The following is a 19,054-nucleotide window of genomic DNA, read 5'->3' on the forward strand; positions in this document are numbered from 1 at the left end:
CGACCGCCGGCCCGGAGCGGTTCGGCCGTGTTGGCGGCTTCCTGAACTGTTCTTGTCCGACCTGCCCTTGCGGATTGCGCCAAGCCTGCCGAGCAGCGGCCGTAACGGCTCCCACACCCTCATACGTCACGAAGCTAGCCGGACCGCCGCCCCGGGCGGTTTCCGACCCGTAAGGCCGCAGGGGACGTTCGGTTGCGCCACCCTCACACCGCGGGCGAGGAGACTGTGACCGCGGCCGACCCGGCGTGGAAGGCGACGCCGGGGGTGCGCCGTCAGGCGGCTCCCCCGCGTGCGCCCGGTGTCGGGCCGGCCGCGATCGAGAAGGCGAGCACGAGGCCGTCGTCGGCGGTGTGCGCCGAGGTGAGCGCGACGCCATGGGGCAGTCCGGTGACGGCAACGGTCCGGGGTTCGAGCTTGTCCCGCAGCCCGGAGGCGGCCGGCAGGGCGTCGAGGTCGTCGACCGACATACTGCGGCCGAGAACGGTGACCGTGGTGGGCGTGACGGTGAAGGCGTGCGAGGTCGTGGACACCTTGGCCCGTACGGTGACCGGCAGTCCGAGGCGGCCGACGCTCCCGCCGAGGATCAGATCGCCGTCCTGGCCACCGGCTGTCAGGCCGTCACCCAGCGCGCCCATACGGCGGCTCACCTGGTCGTACCCGACGGTGGCGGTCCCGGTACCGCCGGCGCTGTCGCCGTCCGTCGTGACGTCCTTCAGGCGGACGGTCACGTCCATCACCGCGTGCTGACGGCGTACGCCCTTGGCGGTCAGCTCGACGTCGCCGATCTCCCCGCCGAGGGTGCGCAGCCCCGCGAGCGGCGTGGTGAGATCGGCGTGCACCGGGCCTTCCGGCTTCAGCTGGCGCGACGCCTGGATGTCGATCCGCTCCTCGGTCCTGTGCTCGACCAGGAGATCGGTCGTGCAGACCAGGGCGGCCAGTGCCGCGCTGACCGCGGCGAGGATGCGGGGCTTGTTCCGAAGGTTGAGGGCCACGTGCTCACTTGCTCCGAATCGGTCGGTGGGCGGACGGACGGGGTGGTCAGGCGTGCAGGCGCGGAAGGACGCGGTCGAGTCGGCGGGGCAGCCACCAGTTCGCCCTGCCCATGAGGAACATGGCGGACGGCACGAGGATCAGGCGGACCACCGTGGCGTCGACGATCACGCTGATCGCCAGCCCCAGGGCGAGCATCTTCACCACCACGGTCGGCGAGGAGGTGAACGACAGGAACACCGCGGTCATGATGAAGGCCGCGGCGGAGATCACGCGGGCCGTCGCGGACAGCCCCTCCCCCACGGCGAGCCGGTTGTCGGCGGTGCGATGCCAGGCTTCGGCGATCCGGGACAGCAGGAAGATCTCGTAGTCCATGGACAGCCCGAAGACGATCGCGAACATCATCATCGGGACGTACGACTCGATGGGCACGGGCTCGGACAGTCCCAGCAGTGAGTCGCCCCAGCCCCATTGGAAGACGGCGACGAGCACGCCGTAGGACGCGGCGGTGGTGAAGAGATTGAGGACGACGGCCTTGAGGGGGATCACCACGCTGCGGAAGACGGTCATGAGCAACAGGAAGGCGAGGACCAGGACGATGCCGATGACGAGCGGGAGCCGCTCGCCGACCGTGTCACGGAAGTCGGCCTGGCCGGCCACGCTGCCGGTGAGATAGGCCGCGGCGCCCGTGCCGTCGAGGGCCTTCGGCAGGGTTCGCCCGGAGAGGGTGTCGAGCAGGTCGGCGGTCGCGGCGTCCTGCGGGCCCGTGGTCGGGGTGACCGTGGTGACGAGGACCTTTCCGTCGGCGCTGGCCTTGACGGGGGTGAAGGACGCCACGCCGTGGGTGTCCTTCAGCGCCGCGGTCACGTCGTTCGAGATCCGGTCGACGGGTGTGCTCGCGTGGCTCACGTCGACCACGGTGACGACCGGGCCGTTCGCCCCCGCTCCGAAGCCCTGGCCGTCGGCGTGCGCGATCCAGTCGTACGCGGTGCGGGTGCTGCTGCCGGGTCGGTCCGCGCCGGCGTCGACGTGGCCGAGGCGCATGGACAGCAGAGGTACGGAGCACACGCCGAGGATGGCGAGGCCGACGGCCAGGAAGGTCCACGGGCGCCGGGCGACGAGTTCCGCGTAGCGGTGCCAGCCGTCGCGGGCTCCCCCGCTCTCGGCGACGGGGCGGCGCAGGCGGAGCCGGTCGATGTGTCTGCCGACCAGGCCCAGGGCCGCCGGGACCAGGGTGAGGGCGGCCGCGGCGGTCACGATCACGGCGAGGGTGGCCGCCAGCCCTATCTTGCCGATGAAGCTCAGTCCGCACGCGTACAGGCTCAGCATGGCGACGGCCACGGTCAGGGCGGCGATGAGAACGGCGCGTCCGCTGGTGTGCGCCGTGCGGGCCGCGGCGTCGACCGGATCTCGTCCGTCCATGAGGTCCTGGCGGAAGCGCGTCGTCAGGAACAGGGCGTAGTCGATGCCGACGCCCAGGCCGATCATGCCGGCGAGGGTCGTGGCGGAGGTCGCGAACGACAGCGTGGCGGCGACGATGCCCACGACGCCGAGGCCGACTCCGACGCTGATCAGGGCGGTGGCCAGCGGCAGCAACGCGGCGAGGACGCTGCCGAAGGCCAGCAGCAGGATGACGAGGGCGGTGAGGACGCCCACGCCCTCGCTCAGCTTGTCGTCGGCCGGTTCCCGGACCACCTGTTCGAGGTCGCCGCCGTACGCGACGCCCAGCCCTGCGGCCCGGGCGGGCTCCGTCGCCGTGTCGAGTCGCCCGGTGTAGTCGTGGCCGAGGTTCTTCAGCTGCTCGTCGAAGGAGACGGTGGTGTACGCGGTGCGTCCGTCGTCGCTGGTCACGGGGGCGGAAGCGGCGGTGACGTGGGGCAGGTCGCGCAGCTCGGTCAGGGTTCGGTCGAGGGCGGACCGCTGGTCGGCCACGGTGCCGGAGCCGACGTGGAAGACGACTCTGCCGCTGGGCCGGCCCGCTTGGGGCAGGGAGGTGGCGAGAAGGTCGGTGCCGGTGTGGGAGGCGGTGCCGGGCAGGCTGACCTGGTCGCTGAAGGTGGGCGCGGCGAGGTGCCGCCCGACCAGGGCGGCAACGAGGACCAGCAGCCAGGCGGCGACGACCGTGGCCGGATGCCGGGCGCAGAAGCCGCCCAGGCGGCCGAGTCCGCCGGGTACCGGGGCGGTCTTCACCGGCGGACGCGTATCGGTGCCGGCGTCGGCCGGCGCCGGGGGGTGTTGTGAGGGTCGGGGCACCGTGGTCTCCAAGGAAAGTGTCACGAGTGACACGAACTCTAGAGAAGAAGTGGCACGAATGACAATTGGCATCCATGACACTTTGCGTCTGCGACAGCTCTCGCGTGACACGCGTGCCAATTGACAGCCACGACACCATGGCGGAGGCTTCGACCCATGCCGAGTGAGATCACCCCTGCTGGACTGCGTGAACGCAAGAAGGAGGAGACGCGGCGCCTGCTGCTCGAAGGGGCCGCACGCCTGTTCAGGGAACGCGGCTTCGAGGCCACGACGGTTGCGGACATCGCCGCATACGCGAACGTCTCCGCGCGCACGTTCTTCCGCTACTTCGACAGCAAGGAAGCACTGCTGCTGCCGGACGGCGTCGAGATCTTCGCCTACGTCGAGAACGCTCTGCTGGAGCGTCCGGCGGACGAGGAGCCCCTGGACGCGGTGTGCAACGCCCTGCTGGAGGCGGCCAAGCCGTTCGCGGCCTCCACCCTGACCGCCCTCAGCCACCCGCTCGAGGACATCGAGGTCGTCGTCACGGCCCGCCTGGTGCAGGCCTTCTCCGACTTCGAGGAGCGGCTCACCGTCCTGGTCCGGCGCAGGCTGCCGCCGGAGACTCCGGACGCCGACCTCAAGGCGGCCGTGATCGCCTGCGCCGCTCTCTCCGCGGTGCGTGCCGTCCTGCGGACCCGCCGGGCGCGCCGCGCGTCCGGCATCACCGACACGGGCCCGGCGCCCCTCCTGCGGGCCTTCGGGATGCTGCGCGAGATCGGCTCTGCCGAGCGGCCGTGACGACGGGTGGAATGCCGGAGGAGGTGGTGGCGCACGCGACACCCCGCGGCGCCGGGTGCGCCTCAGCCTCCCCGGCTGATCATCACCGGTCCCCGTAGTCCTCCACCAGGTCGCCGATGAGCGAGAGCAGGGCGTCGGCGCGGTGCCGGTCCTCGCGCTGGGCGCGCAGGGCCTCGTGGATCTCCCGGAGCCGGGCCAGGGCGGCCGGGTTCCGATCCCGCACCTCGTCGAACAGCGGCGTGGTGATGACGTCCAGGCATGCGGTGAACAGCAGCCGGGTGACCGGGACGGGGGGAGCCGGGTCGTGGGCGGCGAAGCCGGTGGTCAGATACCGCACGGGATCCGTGAGGCTCCAGCCGACGACGGCGCCGTGCTGGACCAGGAGCGCCACGTCGTCGGCGATGCCGACGCGGGCCTGAAGAGGCTCGTCGAGGACGTCGAGGTCACGCAGGCAGGTCAGCACGGCGTCGCCGGGGGCACGGCAGAGCTCAGAGGTCACCTCCAGGCGGAAGTCCTCGGCCCTGTCCGCGTGCAGACCGCCCGGGTGGACGAGGGGTGTGGCGGGAACGCGGGCAGAGTCCTCGGCATCGGCGGCCTCGGCACCGGGGATCTGGAACTCGGCGCCGACCAGTTCCCGGCCGGCCTGATCGAACCGCAGCTCGTCAGGCGTGTCCCACAGCCACGGCTGGCTGCCGAAGGTGTCCAGAAGGAACTGCCCGCGTTCCTCGACGGTGGCGTACGGCGCGATGCGCACACGGAAGTCCCGGAAATCGAAACGTGGCGTGCTGCGCAGCGGATCGCCCGTCACCGTCGCGGTCCAGCCGTCGTCGATGGTGATCCTCATGGTGAATGCCACCTCATCTGACCTGCTCTGCGGGAGCCATGAAACCGTTCTTGGCCGGAATCCTGCCCTCCACCACGTCTGCGTGCGTGATCGGACTGCCGGGATCGGTGGGCAGGCCGCCCAGCGCCTGAGCACCCGAAGGACCCTTGATGCCGGACGAACCGTAGGCCGTGATGACATTGCCTGCACCGGTACGGTCGGCCCGGACCACCACGATGTCCTCACCCTTACGGAAGATCAGGTTTCCGCTGCCCGCCGTCGAGTGGTAGACCGCGTCCGGGTTCTTGAGGACGTCCATGACCATGTCCTCGGTGAAGCCATGGTCGTGCGCGTGGTAGTTGCCGGCCTTCTTCATCCCGCCGGCCCGCGCCCTCTCGATGACCTCGTCCATCGCCTTGAGGGCGTCCTGCCTGGCCTTCTGGGCCTTCTCCTCCTTCGTGTACTTGGGCATCAGGCCCAGCGGGTCGCACCCCGTGTACGGGTTGTCGACATAGCCCACGGGGTTCGGCGCGGGAGCCAGGCCCAGCGGGTCCGGGGAGGTGTAGCGGCCGGTCTCGGGGTCGTAGTGACGGAAGCAGTTGTAGTGGAGACCGGTCTCGGGGTCGTAGTACTGGCCGGGGAAGCGCAGCGGGATGTACGTGCTGCTGTCCCGGGCCCAGGCGGTGGTGCCCCAGAGCGTGCTCCGGCGTCGCCAGGCGATGTCGCCCGACTCGTCGATGAGTTCGGTCGGCGTGCCGACGAGGTCGGTGGCGATGGCGAAGAACCGCCGGTCGATCTCCGCCTGGCTGCTGTCGGCCGTCAGGATGCGCTCGGTCTGGGCCAGGGGCACGACGTCCCGGTGGTCCCAGGTGAGGGCGACCGTGTGCGGGGCGTCCGGCCGGTGGCTGGTCTGCTCGCACAGGGTGAGGCCGTCCCAGGTGAAGCGGACCTCCTCGGCCACGCTCTCGCCGTCGGCAGCGAGGCGCTGCTTCGCGGTGCGGCGGCCCAGCGGGTCGTAGCGGTAGCGCCACCGGGTCCCGTCGGGGGTGGTGACGGAGGTGAGGCGGTTCTCCGTGTCCCACTCGTAGCGCCAGGTGTCGGGCTTGCGGGAGAGGCGGGTCTTCTGCCGCACGGTGACCCGGCCGAGGGCGTCGTGCTCGAAGCGGACGCCTCCGGCGCGGGTGATCCGGGTGCCGCTGTAGGCGCGCTCACCGGTCGCCTCACCGCCCGGATGCCCCTCCGGCCAGGTCGCCGAGGTCTGGTTGCCCGCGTCGTCGTACGCGTACCGCTCCGTCCAGCCCGGGGCGTGTACGGCGGTGACCCGGCCCATCGGGTCCAGATCGAAGGTGCGGGTGCCCGACAGCCGGTCCGCGACGGAGGTGAGATGCCCGTCGGCGCGGTAGGCGTAGGCACGGCTGTTGACCGCCCGGTCCGCGGCGGTGATGTGCTGCGCGGCGAGCCGACCGGCCTCGTCCCAGGCCGACGTCATGGTGATCGCGTCCCCGAAAGCGCGGGCCAGCTCGCGGCCGGCGGCGTCGTGGGTGAAGTCGACCCGCCGGCCGCCCGTGGTCAGCCGCAGGGGCAGTCCGTCGGAACCGTAGGCGTAGGACGTGACATGGCCGGTGGGCGTGGTCCGGCGGATGCGCCGCCCCAGGCCGTCGTAGGAGTACACGAGCGGGCGGCCGTCCACCAGTTCCGTCTTGACCTGCCCGCGGCGATCGTACTGGTAGCGCAGTTCGCTCTCCGGGCCGACCGCCTCCAAGAGGCGGCCCACCCGGTCGTACGCGTAGGTCGTCGCCCGCCCGTCGACGTCCTTGCGGAGCACCTGGCCGAGCCGGTCGCGCTCGAAGGAGATGGTTCCGCCGAGGGCGTCGACCCGCTCGGTGAGCCGGCCCGCGGCGTCCACGCGGTAGGTCAGGGTGCGCCCGTCGAAGTCGGTCTCGGACACAATGTTGCCGACCGCGTCGTACTCGTAACTCCACGTCAGGCCCTGCGGGTTGGTGACCCGGGTGAGGCGCAGGTCCTTGTCGTGCTCGAACTCGTAGCGGCCGCCGTCGGGGCGGGTGCCGGCGAGCGGGAGGTCGAAGTGCGTGTAGGCGTAGCTCGACACGCCGCCGGAAGCGTCAGTGTGGGTCAGGCAGTTGCCCTCGCCGTCGTAGGTCCATGACTCGGTGTCGCCGCCCGGGCCGGTGCGGCGTGCGAGCCACCCGTCCGCGTCCCAGGCGAGCAGGGTGGCCCCGCCCGTCGGGCCGGTGACGCGGACCGGGCGGCCGAGCCCGTTCCGCTCGGTGCGGGTGGTGGCGCCGGACGGGTCGGTCACCGCCACGACGAGCCCCGCCGCGTCGCACACCACGCGGGTGGTGTCCCCCAGGGTGTCGGTGACCGAGGTGAGCCGGCCGGCATCGTCATAGGCGGAGTGGGTGGTGTGGCCGGCCGGGTCGGTGACCGTCGTACGGTTGCCGCGTTCGTCGTACCCGTACGCCGTGCGGGCACCGTCCGGCCCCACGACCTCCACGGGAAGCCCGAACGGACCTCGCCGGACACGCAGTTCGGAACCGTCCGGACGCACGGCCGAGACCAGCCGGCCCTCCTCGTCGTAGGCGAAGCCGGTGGTGGCGCCGAGCGGGTCGGTCCGGGACAGCAGGTTGCCGCTCTTGTCGTGGCGGAACCGGGTGGTGTGGCCGAGCGCGTCGGTCGTCGCCAGGATGTGGCAGCCCGGACCGACCAGATGCCGGGTGGCCCGGCCGTCGGCGGTGGTCAGGACCGTCGTCCGGTGGCCGGTCGCGGCATCCGGTTCGGTGTACGCCAGGGTGATCTGGACGTGGCCGGCCTCGCCGCCCTCGGCGACGACCCGGTCCCGGTCGTCGTAGACGTAGTCGTAGCGGCGTCCGTTGGAGTCGATCCAGGCGACGACCCGGTGGCGTTCGTCGTAGCGGAAGGTGGTGGCGGCGCCGGACGGCCTGGTCACGGTGGTGAGATCGCCGTCCTCGTAGCCGTAGCCCATCAGCGGCAGGTCCGCGCCGCCCTCTGCCGCGCCGGCCAGGGAGAGCGCGGTCACCCGGCCGTCCGCGGTGGTCAGCCTCACCTGGTGCCCCGCCGAGTGGACGAGGGCCAGCGGCAACCCGTCCTCGGCCCGGTCGACGGTGATGCCGTGACCGTTGCGTTCGGTGATTCCGGACAGCCAGGCGGTTCCGTCGCCGCCGGGTTCGGCGTCCGCCGGGGCGGCGAAGTGGCGGACCACGCCCGAGTCGGGGTCGGTGAGCGCGTAGGCGCCGTCGGTGTCACGGGCGAGCAGCGTGCGGGCCCTGCCCGACCGCGGCCGGGTGGGATCGCCGGGTACCGGATGCGGATAGGTGACCAGCAGGCCGTCGGCGGTGACATGGACGACGCCGACGGCGTCGATCTCCAGCCGCTCGTCGACCGTGGACGACCAGGACGGGCCCAGGAAGCGGCCGGTCGCCAGGCCGGACTCGGTGCGACGGGTGAAGACCAGCGGCAGAATGCCGGGGATCTCGACATCGGTCTGGGGCAGGAACATCCGACCCGTGGCGAGGTCCACCGGGTCGGAGCCGTCGGTGGTGCGTTCACCGTCCGGACGGCGGTGGGCCCCGTCCTCGGCGTCGTCCACCAGCCTGCGCACCCGCGCCGCCTCGGACGCATCCTCGGCCAGGCGCGCGCCCTTCACCGCGGCCCCGCCGCCGTCGGTGGCCACGGTCAGCACCAGATCGGGGATCAGCCGGCCGAAGCCCTCGGACGGGTCCTTCATGAAGTCCTTGACCATCTGGGTGCCGACGCCGACGGGGTCGTTGGCGGCCACCACCAGGCCCGCGGCCAGGCTGTTGAGGGACGTCGCGTACTCGGCCGGGTGCGTGAGGTTGTACGGGTCCATGGGGTCGACGCTGCGGACGAAGTTCACGATGCCGGCCGTGCCCTTGATGAGGCCGCCGGCGACGTGGTCCTGCATGATCTGCACTTCCTCGTACCCGTCGCGCAACTGCTCGGAGTACGACGGCTTCTTCGGCGCCATGTCGCGGGCGGCGCGGACCGCGGAACTCGCCGTCTCCGCTGCCGAGTTCCGCTGCTTGCGGGCCTCGGCGAGGAGGTCCTGAGCCTCCTTCATCAGCTTCTTGCCGGGGTCGTCGAACGTCTCTGCCGGCTTGGGAGGGAGCGAGGCCGGGTCGCGCTTGTCCGCGGGCTGGGCGTTGTAGTGGTCGACGGCACGGTTGTAGTCGTCGACCTTCTTGCGGTGGGCGTCGGCGGCATCCTCGGAGGCCTTGACGCCCTCCTTCCACTTGTCGATCGCCGTCTGCGCCCGTCCCTGCGCCCAGGTGACGGTCTCGGCGAACGCCACGAGCGCGCCGACCGCCTTCCCGCAGGCGTCGGCGGCGCTGTACCACTTGGGCGGCTGGATGCCCACCGCGGTGCGCAGCGCGTCGGCCGCCTCGCCCTTGAGCCGGGACGAGTCGAGCCCCTTGAGACCGTCGCCGGTGTCGTCGAAGGCCGCCTGGAAGGCGCAGAGCTTCTCCGCGGTGGAATTGATCTTGCTCGCACTGCCGTAGATCAGCTTGGTCTTGTCCTCGGTCTGCCCGAGGTCCATTTCATCGACCTCCGCGCCCAGCCGGTTGGCGACCGAACGGGACTGCTCGCGCACCCAGTCGGCGCCGGACTCCCAGCCGACGTCCTGCAACCGGTCGGCGGTCCAGTTGCCCGCGTCCTCGACCCGGTCGCCCACCCACTCGACGCCGTCCTCGACCGCGTCCTCGACCGAGTCGGGCGTGATGTCGCTGATGAAGTCGCCGATGCCCACTGTCAGTTCCCCCCGGAATCACCCTGCTGTTGCTGCTGTGCGCGCTCCTGCGGCGACGGTCCGAAGGTGTCGTCCAGTGCCTGGTTCCACTGGTCGTCGGACACGCCCGCGACCTGGTTGAGCATCTGCGACTGCAGGCCGCCCTGCCCCTCGGTGAGAACGGAGCGGCCGGTGTCCTTCCACGTCTGCGCCATGTCGTGACCGGCCTTGTCGAACGACTCGGGGCTCCAGTCCGGGTGCAGATAGTCCGGCGTGAAGATGTCGCCCCAGCCCTGCTTGGCGATCTCCTCCTCACTGGCGTGCGGGTTCCCGCCGGACACGGAGTTGGCGCCCACCTTGAGCGAGCCCGCGATGTACTGGTCGTTCTCCCACTGGGTGCCCGCCGCCAGGCCGAGCCGGTTCGCGATCTCGCTGGCGTCCCGCACCAGGGCGCGCACGCCCCACTCCCAGCGCTCGCAGAAGTCCTCGAAGTCGACCGAGAGGCCGTGGTGTCCGGCCTCCATCCCGGTCATCGCCAGCTCCGAGAAACCCTTTCCCATCACCGAACCGGTGGCGCCGCCGAGTTCACCGAGCTGCTCGATGGTCGCACCGACGCCCTGGGTGAACTTGGCGACGGATGCCTTGTCGAGCTGCAGGTCCGCTCCGTCGCCGCTCATGACCGCACCGCTGCCGCCCGACCGGTGTCCACGGCGACCGCGTCCGGAACGATGCCGACGACCGGCGGGAAGAACATCGCCCCGTCTTCCGTGGCGATGTCGACGGCGAGGCCGGCCGGCTCAGCCAGGGCGGGCACGATCTCGTCCACGATGCGCGCGCCGAGCAGCGCCGCGTAGTCCATGGGCTGCTCACCGGACGCGTGGTGCAGGGCGAACCGGGCCAGTGCGGCCTCGTCGGTGAACCCGCAGATCCACCGCACCCCGCCCGAACGCACCGACCAGAGGCCTCCGCCGGCCACCGGCACCAGAAGGACCGAGCGTCGCATCTCGCCCACCAGTGCACGGGGGTCGTCGTCACCCCTTCTCCGCTCGGCCATGCGCTGGGCGAGCGCCGTCTGCGGCTGCTGCACGGTTCCTCCCTGGTCGTGGGTGACTGATGGCACCGCAGATCAGGACGCGCGGGCAGGTGCTGGTGGTTCTCGTGGAGGTTCACCGGGGTCGGACGGCAAAGGGACCGGTCGGCGCGCGCCGACTACCGGACAGCGACCGAGCGCCCACCGCCCAGGGGTCGCAACCGATGCTGCCGATGGCCCGGGCACCCGGCTGAGGCTCCGACACCACAACGGTCAGACCGAGTCGAGCCCCGTCGGTCCCGCCCAGCCGGATCCGCCGGGTCGTCGAGCGCGGTATGACGGACGAGGTGCTCACCACCCCCGAACACGCCTACACCCGTGGTCCGCTGACGGCCGTCCCCCGCGAGGACTGGCGCCCGGCCCGTCGCCTGTGACGCGACACGCCCTGGTACTTCTGCGTGATGGGTGGCGACTTGCCCTGTCCGCGGGGTCGGCCGGCGATGGCCGAACTGCCGTCTGCTCGGCCCGTGCGTCTTTCCTGTGATCGCTCAGGGCTGGGCTCGGGCGACGAGCAGCGCGACGTCGTCCGAGCCGCCGGGCGAGCGCAGAATCTCCAGGATGCGGTCGCAGGTGTCCTCCAGATCCTGGCCACGTGTCGCGGTGAGTGCGTCGAGGAGGGTGTCCAGGCGGGCGTCGATGGCTTCGCTTCGGGTTTCGACCAGCCCGTCGGTGTAGAGGGCCAGTTCGTCGCCGGGGCGGAAGGCGATGGTGGTGGCCTCGAAGGGCACCCCGCCGACGCCCAGCGGTGCGCCGGTGGGAAGGTCGAGCAGCTGTGCCGCGTGGCCGAGACGCATCAGGACCGGGGGCAGGTGGCCGGCGAGGCAGATCTCGCACTGGCCCTGGTGGGGGTCGTAGACGCAGTAGATGCACGTGGTGATGGTCTGCTCGACGCCTTCGGTCAGGTGATCGAGGTGGCGCAGGGCCTCGGCGGGGGCGAGGGCGACCTCGGCGAAGGCGCGGGCAGCGCTGCGGAGTTGACCCATGGTGGCGGCGGCGTTGATGCCGCTGCCCATGACGTCCCCGACGACCAGGGCGGTTCTGTCGCCCTGGCAGGGTATGGCGTCGTACCAGTCGCCGCCGACCTCGCTCATGGCGCCGCCGGGCTGGTAGCGGCAGGCGACCTCCAGGCCGGGCAGGTGCGTCGGGGGCTCGGGCAGCAGGCTGCGCTGGAGGGTGAGGGCCGCATGGCGCTGGGCCTGGTATCCGCGCGCGTTGTCGATGCAGACCGCGGCTCGGGAGGCCAGCTCCCGGGCGAGGAACGCGTCGTCGTCGTCGAAGGGTGCGGGGTTCCGGGTGCGCTTGAGGTCGAGAGCGCCGAGGACCTCGCCCCGGGCCATGAGCGGTACCGCCAGGTAGGAGTGCACGCCGGCCTCCGCGAGGAGGGAGGCGGCCTCGCCGTCCCGGGCGATGCGCTCCAGATCCCGACGGGTGGTGTGGGGCACCAGTACCGGTTGACGGGTGCGCACGCACTGGGTGATCAGACGGTCGCTGTCGTAGGAGGCGAGTCCCCCTGGAGGGTCGGCCGCCGGGACCGCCTCGGTGGAGTGGGCCGCCCTGACGGCCAGGGCTCGGAAGCGGGCCGGACCCTCGGGTGGTGCGGTCCGGCCGTCGAGGGCGCTGTCGAGTATGTCCACGGCTGCCACATCGGCCAGAACCGGCACGACGACGTCGGCAAGCTCGCGCGTCGTCGTGTCCAGATCGAGGGTGGTGCCCACGGAGGCGGAAGCCTTGGCGATCAGGGCCAGCCGTTGCCGGGCCTGTGCCGCCTCCGCAGCGGCTCGATAGCGCTCGGTGACGTCGATGACGGAGTAGGCCAGGCCCAGCACCCGCCCACCGGAGTCCTCCAGCCGGTAGTACGACACGGACCAGGCATGTTCGTGGTCGGGGTCGTTGGGGGGACGACAGACGATGTCCCGGTCCACGACCGACTCGCCCGTCTCCAGGACCCGGCGCAGCCGTGCCTCGGGGTCCGTGTCCAGGAAGGCCAGGACGTCGCCGGCCCGCCGGCCGAGACGCTCGGAGGCGGACTGGCCGGTGATGCGTTCGAGAGCGGGATTCACGGCCAGGTAGCGCAGGTCCGGGTCCAGAATGGCCAGCCCGACCGGGGACTGGGACACCAGACGCACGGCCAGTGCGGCATCGCGCTCCACCCGCTCGACGGTCGCCTGGTCCGCGGCGAGGCCCAGGGCGTAGACGTCACCGAGGTCGTCCAGCAGCCGCATGTTGCGGAACTCCACCAGGCGGGTGCTGCCGTCCTTGTGCCGGATCGGGAAGGCCCCGGCCCAGTCGGTGCCGGACACCATGACCTCGGCGAACAGCTTGATCACCTCGTCCTGCTGCTCCTCGTGGACCGTCAGCCGAGCCGCGTTCCGCCCCAGCGCTTCCGCCGCGGTGTAGCCGAACAGCTCCTCGGCCTTCGGGCTCCAGAAGACCACCTGGCCCTTCGCGTTCAGCACCACGGCGGCGACGCTGAGCAGATCGAGCAGACCACTGGGCGGCGCGGCACGGTCGGTCACCGACCAGCCGTCGCCTGCTCCGGAAGAGTCCGTCGTGCCCATGCCTCATGTCCCTTCCCGCTCGGCGCCTTGGCTCGTGCCGTACCGGCGGGCGTTCTGCCTTCGTCCATGGTCGACCCAGACCGAGGCAGCGCACACCTCGTGGCTGCCGCAGACGTGCCACCGCGTGGTGTGGCGGGTCGGTGACGCCGCTCCACATCACGGCCTGCGATCGACTGCACACACTGAGCGGCCTTCGGAGCGGCGGCGGAGATCAGAATCAGCACCGGAAGCGGACCCCACGACCGCAGCGGCACATACCCGCTGCTGTTGGTGCGGATACCCGGATCGTCGCCGCCGTGATGATCGGCGGCGCACTTTCGGCGGCCGGCTGCGCGTAGCGGACCTCCGCCACCCGGCGGTCTCCACCGCGTACGGTCTCGGGCCGGCCACGCTGCTGGTCACGTACCTGGTGGGGGGCAGTCGGTGGACCGCGGCGGTCGCGATCGTGTGTGCGGTTGTCGTCCGTCGTGCGGCACGGGATGCTGAGGGAGCACGAAGGGAAGCGGTGTCATGGATCGTTTTCCGAATGCCGCCAACGTCGATTTCCACAGTCCTCTGGACCTCTCCAAGGCCGCCGCCGCGGTACTGGACGCCGAAGGCAACATCTCCGGGTGGGGAGCCTCGGCCCAGCGCCTCCTCGGACATCCACCCGAGGATGTACTCGGAAAGCCGGCCGGCCGGCTGCTGGCAGCGGCCCCCGGGCAGCGGCTGTCCGCTCTCTGCAGGACGCACAAGCCCCGCAGCACCGTCCTGGACCTTTCCTGTCGGGACGGACGTACCCTGCGCGCGGCCGTGACGTTCAGCCCGCTCGAGCACCTGGGCGTCGCCGCGACCGTCGTGGTCGCGGCCGAGCTTGAGGCGCTGCGCGGCTGGGAGGCGCAGCTGGCGATGCTGCAGGGAATGGCCACCGAGTCGACCGTGGGCCTGACGATCTTCGACACCGACATGCGCGTCGTCTGGGGGAACGTCTCCACCGATCTGGAACTCGCGGGGATCGCCCAGTACATCGGCCGGCCGGCCTCGGACCTCTTTCCCGAAGGCGAATTCATCTCCCGGCACCACCCCCCGGACGAGGACCAGATCATGGAGCACGTCATGACGACGGGCGAACCGATCATGGGCATGCACTACCGCGGCCGCGCCCCCGCCGACCCGGTGCGCGAGCACGTCTGGTCCTGCTCGTACCACCGGCTGGTGGATGCCCGGGGCGAGCTGCTGGGGCTGTTCGAGGAGTCCCTGGACATCACCGAGCGCTATCGCGCCCAGGAACGGCTGTCGCTGCTGGTGCGGGCGGGAAAGCGCATCGGTGCCTCGCTGGACGTGCGGCGTACGGCCGCGGAACTCGCCGACGTGGCGGTACCTCAGCTGGCCGACGAAGTGCTGGTGGACCTGCCGCCGGCGGTCATCGAGGGGCGGCAACCGCCGACGGGCTCCGCGCCGGGGCACAGTCTGCTGCGGATGCACGGCAGGACCCCGGAAGAGTTCCGGACCAGTCCCGTCTCCTATCCACCGTCGTCACCGCAGGCGCAGAGTCTGGCCACCGGCCGCCTCGTCGTCGACGCCGCCCCGCCCGAGGCACCGGTCGAGGAGCGACCGGCCGCCTCGCACTCCTGCCTCTTCGTGCCGCTGCTCACCCGCAATACGGTCCTGGGCCTCGCCACCTTCCGGCGCAGCAGCAACCCCGACCCCTTCGGCCCCGAGGAGCAGACGCTCGCCGTGGAACTGGCCGAGCGAGCCGCCGTCGGCATCGACAACGCGCGCCGTTACACCAGCCAGCATGCGGCAGCCCTGGTACTGCAGCGCAGCCTGCTGCCCCAGCACCTGCCCGAGCAGAGCGCGGTCGACGTGGCGTACCGCTACCTGCCTGCCGACAGCCGCGTGGGCGTGGGCGGCGACTGGTTCGACCTGATCCCCCTGTCCGGTGCCAGAGTGGGCCTGACCGTCGGCGACGTGGTGGGCCACGGCATGCACGCGGCCGCGACCATGGGCCGGCTGCGCGCCACCGTACGGACCCTGGCCCTGCTGGACCTGGACCCGGCCGAACTGCTCACCCGGCTGGACGGCCTGGTCGCGCAGGACTCGGAACCCCACGCGAACGACGGGCTGAGCGACGAGGCGCTCGGGGTGACCTGCCTGTACGCCATCTACAACCCGGTCAACGGCCGGTGCTCCTGGGCGAGTGCGGGCCACCCCCCGCCGATCGTGGCCGATGCGAACGGCTCGGTGGCCTTGTCCGCGCTGGCGCCGGGACCGCCCCTGGGGCTGGGCGGCCTGCCGTACGAGAACGTTGATCTGAACTTGTCCAGCGGCAGCGTGGTGGCGTTCTTCACCGACGGCGTCGTGGAGGACCGGCGCACCGACATCGACAGCGGCATCGACCGCCTTGCCCATGTGCTCACCTGGCAACGCTGCCCGCTGGAGGAACTGTGTGACCGGGCGCTGTCGGCCCGGCCGCCCGGACCACAGGCGGACGATGCCACGCTGCTGCTCGTCCGCACCCGGCGTCTCGACGCCGACCGGGTGGCGGACCTGGAGCTGCCGCCCGACCCGGCCATGGTGGCGCACGCCCGCACGGTGGCCGAACAGCAGTTGGAGGCCTGGGGCCTGTCCGAACTGGCGTTCACCGCCGAACTCGTGGTGAGCGAGCTGGTCACCAACAGCATCCGGTACGCCACCGGGCCCGTCGTGCTGCGGCTGATCAAAGACCGCTCCCTGCTGTGCGAGGTCTCCGACAACGCGCACACTGCACCCCACCTGCGGCGAGCGCGCCGGGACGACGAGGGAGGCCGCGGCCTGTTCCTCGTCGCCCAGATGTCTCAGCGCTGGGGCACGCGGTACACCTCGGCCGGGAAGACGATCTGGGCCGAGCTGGCCATCCCCTAGGAGCCCCTGCCGCGGGGACGCACCGGAACGCCGGCCGCAACGTCCCAAGACTTACCCTCGCGGCGTCCTTCCCGTCCTCACCAGTCGTGCACGGTCCCGTCCTGCAGCCTGCTGACCGGCAAGTACGCCTGCTGATAGGGGAAGTGACGTGCCGCTTCGACGTCGAGGTCGACGCCCAGACCCGGCGTGTCGGACGGATGCAGCAGTCCCTGCTCGAAGCGGTAGGAGGTGCGGAACACCTCCAGGGTGCGGTCGGAGTGGCGCATGTACTCCTGGATGCCGAAGTTGTGCACGGCCAGGTCCAGATGGAGGGCGGCGGCCATGCCCACCGGGGAGATGTCGGTGGGACCGTGCATCCCGGACCTGACGCCGTAGACCGCCGCGAGGTCGAGCAGCTTCTTCATCGCGGTGACGCCGCCGGTGTGGGTCACCGCGGAGCGCACGTAGTCGATCAGCCTCTCGCTGAGCAACGTGGTGTAGTCGTACACGGAGTTGAAGACCTCGCCGATGGCCAGCGGTGTCGTCGTGTGCTGCCGGATGAGGCGCAGGGCCGCCTGGTCCTCCGCGGGCGTGGCGTCCTCGAGCCAGAACAGGTCGTACGGTTCCAGCGCCTTGCCCAGCTTGGCGGCCTGGATCGGGGTCATCCGGTGGTGTCCGTCGTGCAGCAACGGGAGTTCCGGGCCGAACTCCGCCCGAACGGCCTCGAAGACGCCGGGCAGGTGCCGTAGGTACGCCCGGGTGTCCCAGGTCTCCACGGTGGGCCGGGACCGGCCGCCGGTGGTGGGGCGCGCGGGCTCGTAGTCGTACCGGTCTCCGCCGCCGGCGCTCGACGCGGCCACGCCGTACACGGAGTCGAAGCCGGGGATCCCGGTCTGGATGCGGATGGCACGGTAGCCCTGCTCCCGGTGCGCCCGTATGGAGTCGAGCAGTTCGGGCACGTCGCGGCCGGAGGCGTGTCCGTAGGCGAGGGCGCCGGTGCGGGACGCGCCGCCGAGGAGCTGGTAGAGGGGCATCCCCGCGCACTTGGCCTTGATGTCCCACAGCGCGGTGTCCACGGCCGCGACGGCCGCCATGGTCACGGGGCCGCGCCGCCAGTACGCCCCTCGGTAGAGGTGCTGCCAGGTGTCCTCGATGCGGGAGGCGTCGCTCCCGACGAGCAGGGGCACGACGTGACTGTCCAGGTAGGAATGGACGGCCAGCTCGCGGCCGTTGAGCGTGGCGTCGCCGAGGCCGACGACGCCGTCCTCGGTGGTGACGCGCAGGGTGACGAAGTTCCGTCCCGGGCTGGTGACGATCACCTCGGCGGACACGATCTTCATGGTGGATCCCCCTCTTTCCGGCGGTTCGGTCGGTTCGGTCGGTCCTCTCGGTGAGCGCGGCCGGCATGCGTGGTGGCCGCGCCTGGATGACACCGGGGTCAGCGGCCCCGGGCGCGCCGGGCCAGCTCGGTCTGGACCTCGGCGATGATGCGTTCGACCGGCAGGGTGGCGTCGACGGTCATCCCGGCCTCGTCGTCCTCGAGTGCTTCCAGGTCCTCGAACTGCGAGGACACCAGAGCGGCGGGCATGAAGTGCGACTTCCTGCTCTCCACACGGGAGGTCGCCTCGTCCCGGTCGATCGTCAGGTGCACGAAGAACGCGTCGGGCCGGCCCACGCGCAGCAACTCGCGGTAGATGCGTCTGAGTGCGGAGCAGGTGATCACCAGCCCCTCCTCCGCACCCGCCGCCCGCATACGGCTCGCGAGGGCGGCCAGCCACGGACTGCGGCTGCGGTCGTCGAGAGGGGTGCGGTTCTCCATCGAGCGGACGTTGCGGCGTGGATGGAAGCTGTCCCCCTCCTCGAACGGCACCCTGAGCGACTCCGCCAGGCAGCGGCCCATGGTGCTCTTGCCGCACCCGCTGACCCCCATGACGACGACGGGCGGGCGCCGGGCGTGGAACAAGCCGGACATGGCCTCCTGGAACCCGGCTCGATGAGCGGGTGGCAGCCCGTTGGTGTTGAACTGGTCCAGGCCCGCCCGCAGTCGGTCCCGTACGCCGGGATCGTGCAGTCGTCCGCTGCGGATCTCGGCGAGGAGAGCCTCCGCGAAGGCCTCCGCGGCCGTGGCCAGACCCTGGTCGACGGCGTAGGCCAGTCCCATGTGCAGCCACATGGCGATCGGTTCCGGCCGGGTGGGATACCTCTGGACGGTGTCGGCGCCGACGACGGCCCGCGTCGGCGTGATCACCGACTCCTGGTGGGCGCCGGCCCAGTCCCTGTCGATGCGGTGGTTCAGTGCCATGACGACCGGATGGGAGAGGCGGACGAACAGCTCGTTGCGCGAGCCGGCGAGGAGCGTCCGGTGGAAGGCCGCGTCCACGTCCCTGAAGCGCTGCCGGATCGCCGCGCCCTCCCGTGGCTGCGCGAAGTCCGGGTCCTCGCTCAGGGCGAGCAGGGTGCGGGCGTGGCTGGTGAGGTCGTGGCAGATCTCCGCGGACCGGCTCAGGGCGGCGAGCCTGGCCGCGCGGGGCTCGATCACCTCGCGCAGCTCGGTCAGTGACCGCATCTGGCTGTCGGGGGCCACTTGCAGGCGCCACGCGATCACGTCGGGGTCCAGCAGGTCCCACCGTTCCAGCGCCTGGACGGTGGCCCCGATCCGGGGCTGCAGATTCACCAGGCCCTTCTGGTGCAGCGTCTGCAGGGCCTCGCGGGCCATGGGCCGGGTGACGTCGAACTCGTGCGTGACGGCGTCCACGGTGAGGTGGTGGTCGCGGGGCTTGCCGCCTTCCACGATCTGGCAGCCCAGTTGCTCCACCACCCTCGCGGTGGAGCCCCGTAACGCGTCCTCGGATCCTTCGGGCGGGTCGGCTTCGGGACCAGTCATGGCGGAGATGCTAGGTCACAGCGGCGGA

Annotated in this window: 11 protein-coding genes; 2 read left to right on the top strand and 9 right to left on the bottom strand. The window is 71.4% G+C overall.

The window, feature by feature from the left end:
* Window positions 1–272 precede the first annotated feature (272 nt).
* Both ACIRVH_RS17355 and ACIRVH_RS17360 read right to left on the bottom strand, forming a co-directional pair.
* Window positions 273–992 (bottom strand): LmeA family phospholipid-binding protein, encoded by a 720-nt coding sequence (locus tag ACIRVH_RS17355; RefSeq protein WP_403953613.1) that lies wholly within the window; start codon window positions 990–992, stop codon window positions 273–275.
* Window positions 993–1,038: 46 nt separating this feature from the next.
* Window positions 1,039–3,180 carry an MMPL family transporter gene (locus ACIRVH_RS17360; RefSeq protein WP_403953616.1) on the bottom strand — a complete coding sequence of 714 codons (2,142 nt, stop codon included), beginning with the start codon at window positions 3,178–3,180 and terminating at the stop codon, window positions 1,039–1,041.
* A 219-nt stretch (window positions 3,181–3,399) separates the two neighbouring features.
* Here ACIRVH_RS17360 and ACIRVH_RS17365 point away from each other — a divergent pair, with 219 nt between their 5' ends.
* The gene (locus ACIRVH_RS17365) at window positions 3,400–4,023 is read left to right on the top strand and encodes a TetR/AcrR family transcriptional regulator (RefSeq protein WP_403953618.1); all 624 of its coding nucleotides are present in this window, start codon (window positions 3,400–3,402) and stop codon (window positions 4,021–4,023) included.
* 82 nt (window positions 4,024–4,105) lie between these two features.
* Here the strand turns inward: ACIRVH_RS17365 and ACIRVH_RS17370 are convergent, their stop codons facing one another.
* The 5 genes from ACIRVH_RS17370 to ACIRVH_RS17390 all read right to left on the bottom strand — a co-directional run bounded on the left by ACIRVH_RS17370 (window position 4,106) and on the right by ACIRVH_RS17390 (window position 13,280).
* On the bottom strand, window positions 4,106–4,867 hold the full coding sequence (locus ACIRVH_RS17370) for a hypothetical protein (protein WP_403953621.1): 762 nt from the start codon (window positions 4,865–4,867) through the stop codon (window positions 4,106–4,108).
* A gap of 13 nt (window positions 4,868–4,880) precedes the next feature.
* On the bottom strand, window positions 4,881–9,653 hold the full coding sequence (locus ACIRVH_RS17375; protein ID WP_403953624.1) for a putative T7SS-secreted protein: 4,773 nt from the start codon (window positions 9,651–9,653) through the stop codon (window positions 4,881–4,883).
* A 2-nt stretch (window positions 9,654–9,655) separates the two neighbouring features.
* The gene (locus ACIRVH_RS17380) at window positions 9,656–10,309 is read right to left on the bottom strand and encodes a hypothetical protein (protein WP_403953627.1); all 654 of its coding nucleotides are present in this window, start codon (window positions 10,307–10,309) and stop codon (window positions 9,656–9,658) included.
* Window positions 10,306–10,719 (bottom strand): SseB family protein, encoded by a 414-nt coding sequence (locus ACIRVH_RS17385; RefSeq protein ID WP_403953630.1) that lies wholly within the window; start codon window positions 10,717–10,719, stop codon window positions 10,306–10,308. Before ACIRVH_RS17385 ends, ACIRVH_RS17380 begins: the two co-directional genes overlap by 4 nt.
* Before the next feature lie 491 nt (window positions 10,720–11,210).
* Entirely contained in the window at window positions 11,211–13,280 is a 2,070-nt protein-coding gene (locus ACIRVH_RS17390; RefSeq protein ID WP_403953633.1) for a SpoIIE family protein phosphatase, read from the bottom strand.
* Window positions 13,281–13,790: 510 nt separating this feature from the next.
* Between ACIRVH_RS17390 and ACIRVH_RS17395 the strand changes: the two genes are divergently transcribed.
* Complete coding sequence (locus ACIRVH_RS17395; protein ID WP_403953636.1) at window positions 13,791–16,163, top strand: SpoIIE family protein phosphatase; 2,373 nt, start codon at window positions 13,791–13,793, stop codon at window positions 16,161–16,163.
* A 77-nt stretch (window positions 16,164–16,240) separates the two neighbouring features.
* Here ACIRVH_RS17395 and manD read toward each other — a convergent pair whose 3' ends face one another.
* Window positions 16,241–17,482, bottom strand: a complete 1,242-nt coding sequence (manD, locus tag ACIRVH_RS17400) for a D-mannonate dehydratase ManD (RefSeq protein ID WP_403953639.1) — start codon at window positions 17,480–17,482, stop codon at window positions 16,241–16,243.
* A 98-nt stretch (window positions 17,483–17,580) separates the two neighbouring features.
* Entirely contained in the window at window positions 17,581–19,026 is a 1,446-nt protein-coding gene (locus tag ACIRVH_RS17405; RefSeq protein WP_403953642.1) for a gluconokinase, GntK/IdnK-type, read from the bottom strand.
* Between the last annotated feature and the right edge of the window lie 28 nt (window positions 19,027–19,054).

The organism is Streptomyces sp. NPDC101165 (assembly GCF_044768135.1).
Taxonomy (GTDB): domain Bacteria; phylum Actinomycetota; class Actinomycetes; order Streptomycetales; family Streptomycetaceae; genus Streptomyces.

What these genes read in the sequence shown, in the direction of transcription:
- ACIRVH_RS17380 (WP_403953627.1), bottom strand. Translation starts at nt 10,309, where the DNA reads ATGAGCGGCGACGGAGCGGACCTGCAGCTCGACAAGGCATCCGTCGCC.
- ACIRVH_RS17370 (WP_403953621.1), bottom strand. Translation starts at nt 4,867, where the DNA reads ATGAGGATCACCATCGACGACGGCTGGACCGCGACGGTGACGGGCGAT.
- ACIRVH_RS17395 (WP_403953636.1), top strand. Translation starts at nt 13,791, where the DNA reads ATGGATCGTTTTCCGAATGCCGCCAACGTCGATTTCCACAGTCCTCTG.
- ACIRVH_RS17390 (WP_403953633.1), bottom strand. Translation starts at nt 13,280, where the DNA reads ATGGGCACGACGGACTCTTCCGGAGCAGGCGACGGCTGGTCGGTGACC.
- manD (WP_403953639.1), bottom strand. Translation starts at nt 17,482, where the DNA reads ATGAAGATCGTGTCCGCCGAGGTGATCGTCACCAGCCCGGGACGGAAC.
- ACIRVH_RS17365 (WP_403953618.1), top strand. Translation starts at nt 3,400, where the DNA reads ATGCCGAGTGAGATCACCCCTGCTGGACTGCGTGAACGCAAGAAGGAG.
- ACIRVH_RS17405 (WP_403953642.1), bottom strand. Translation starts at nt 19,026, where the DNA reads ATGACTGGTCCCGAAGCCGACCCGCCCGAAGGATCCGAGGACGCGTTA.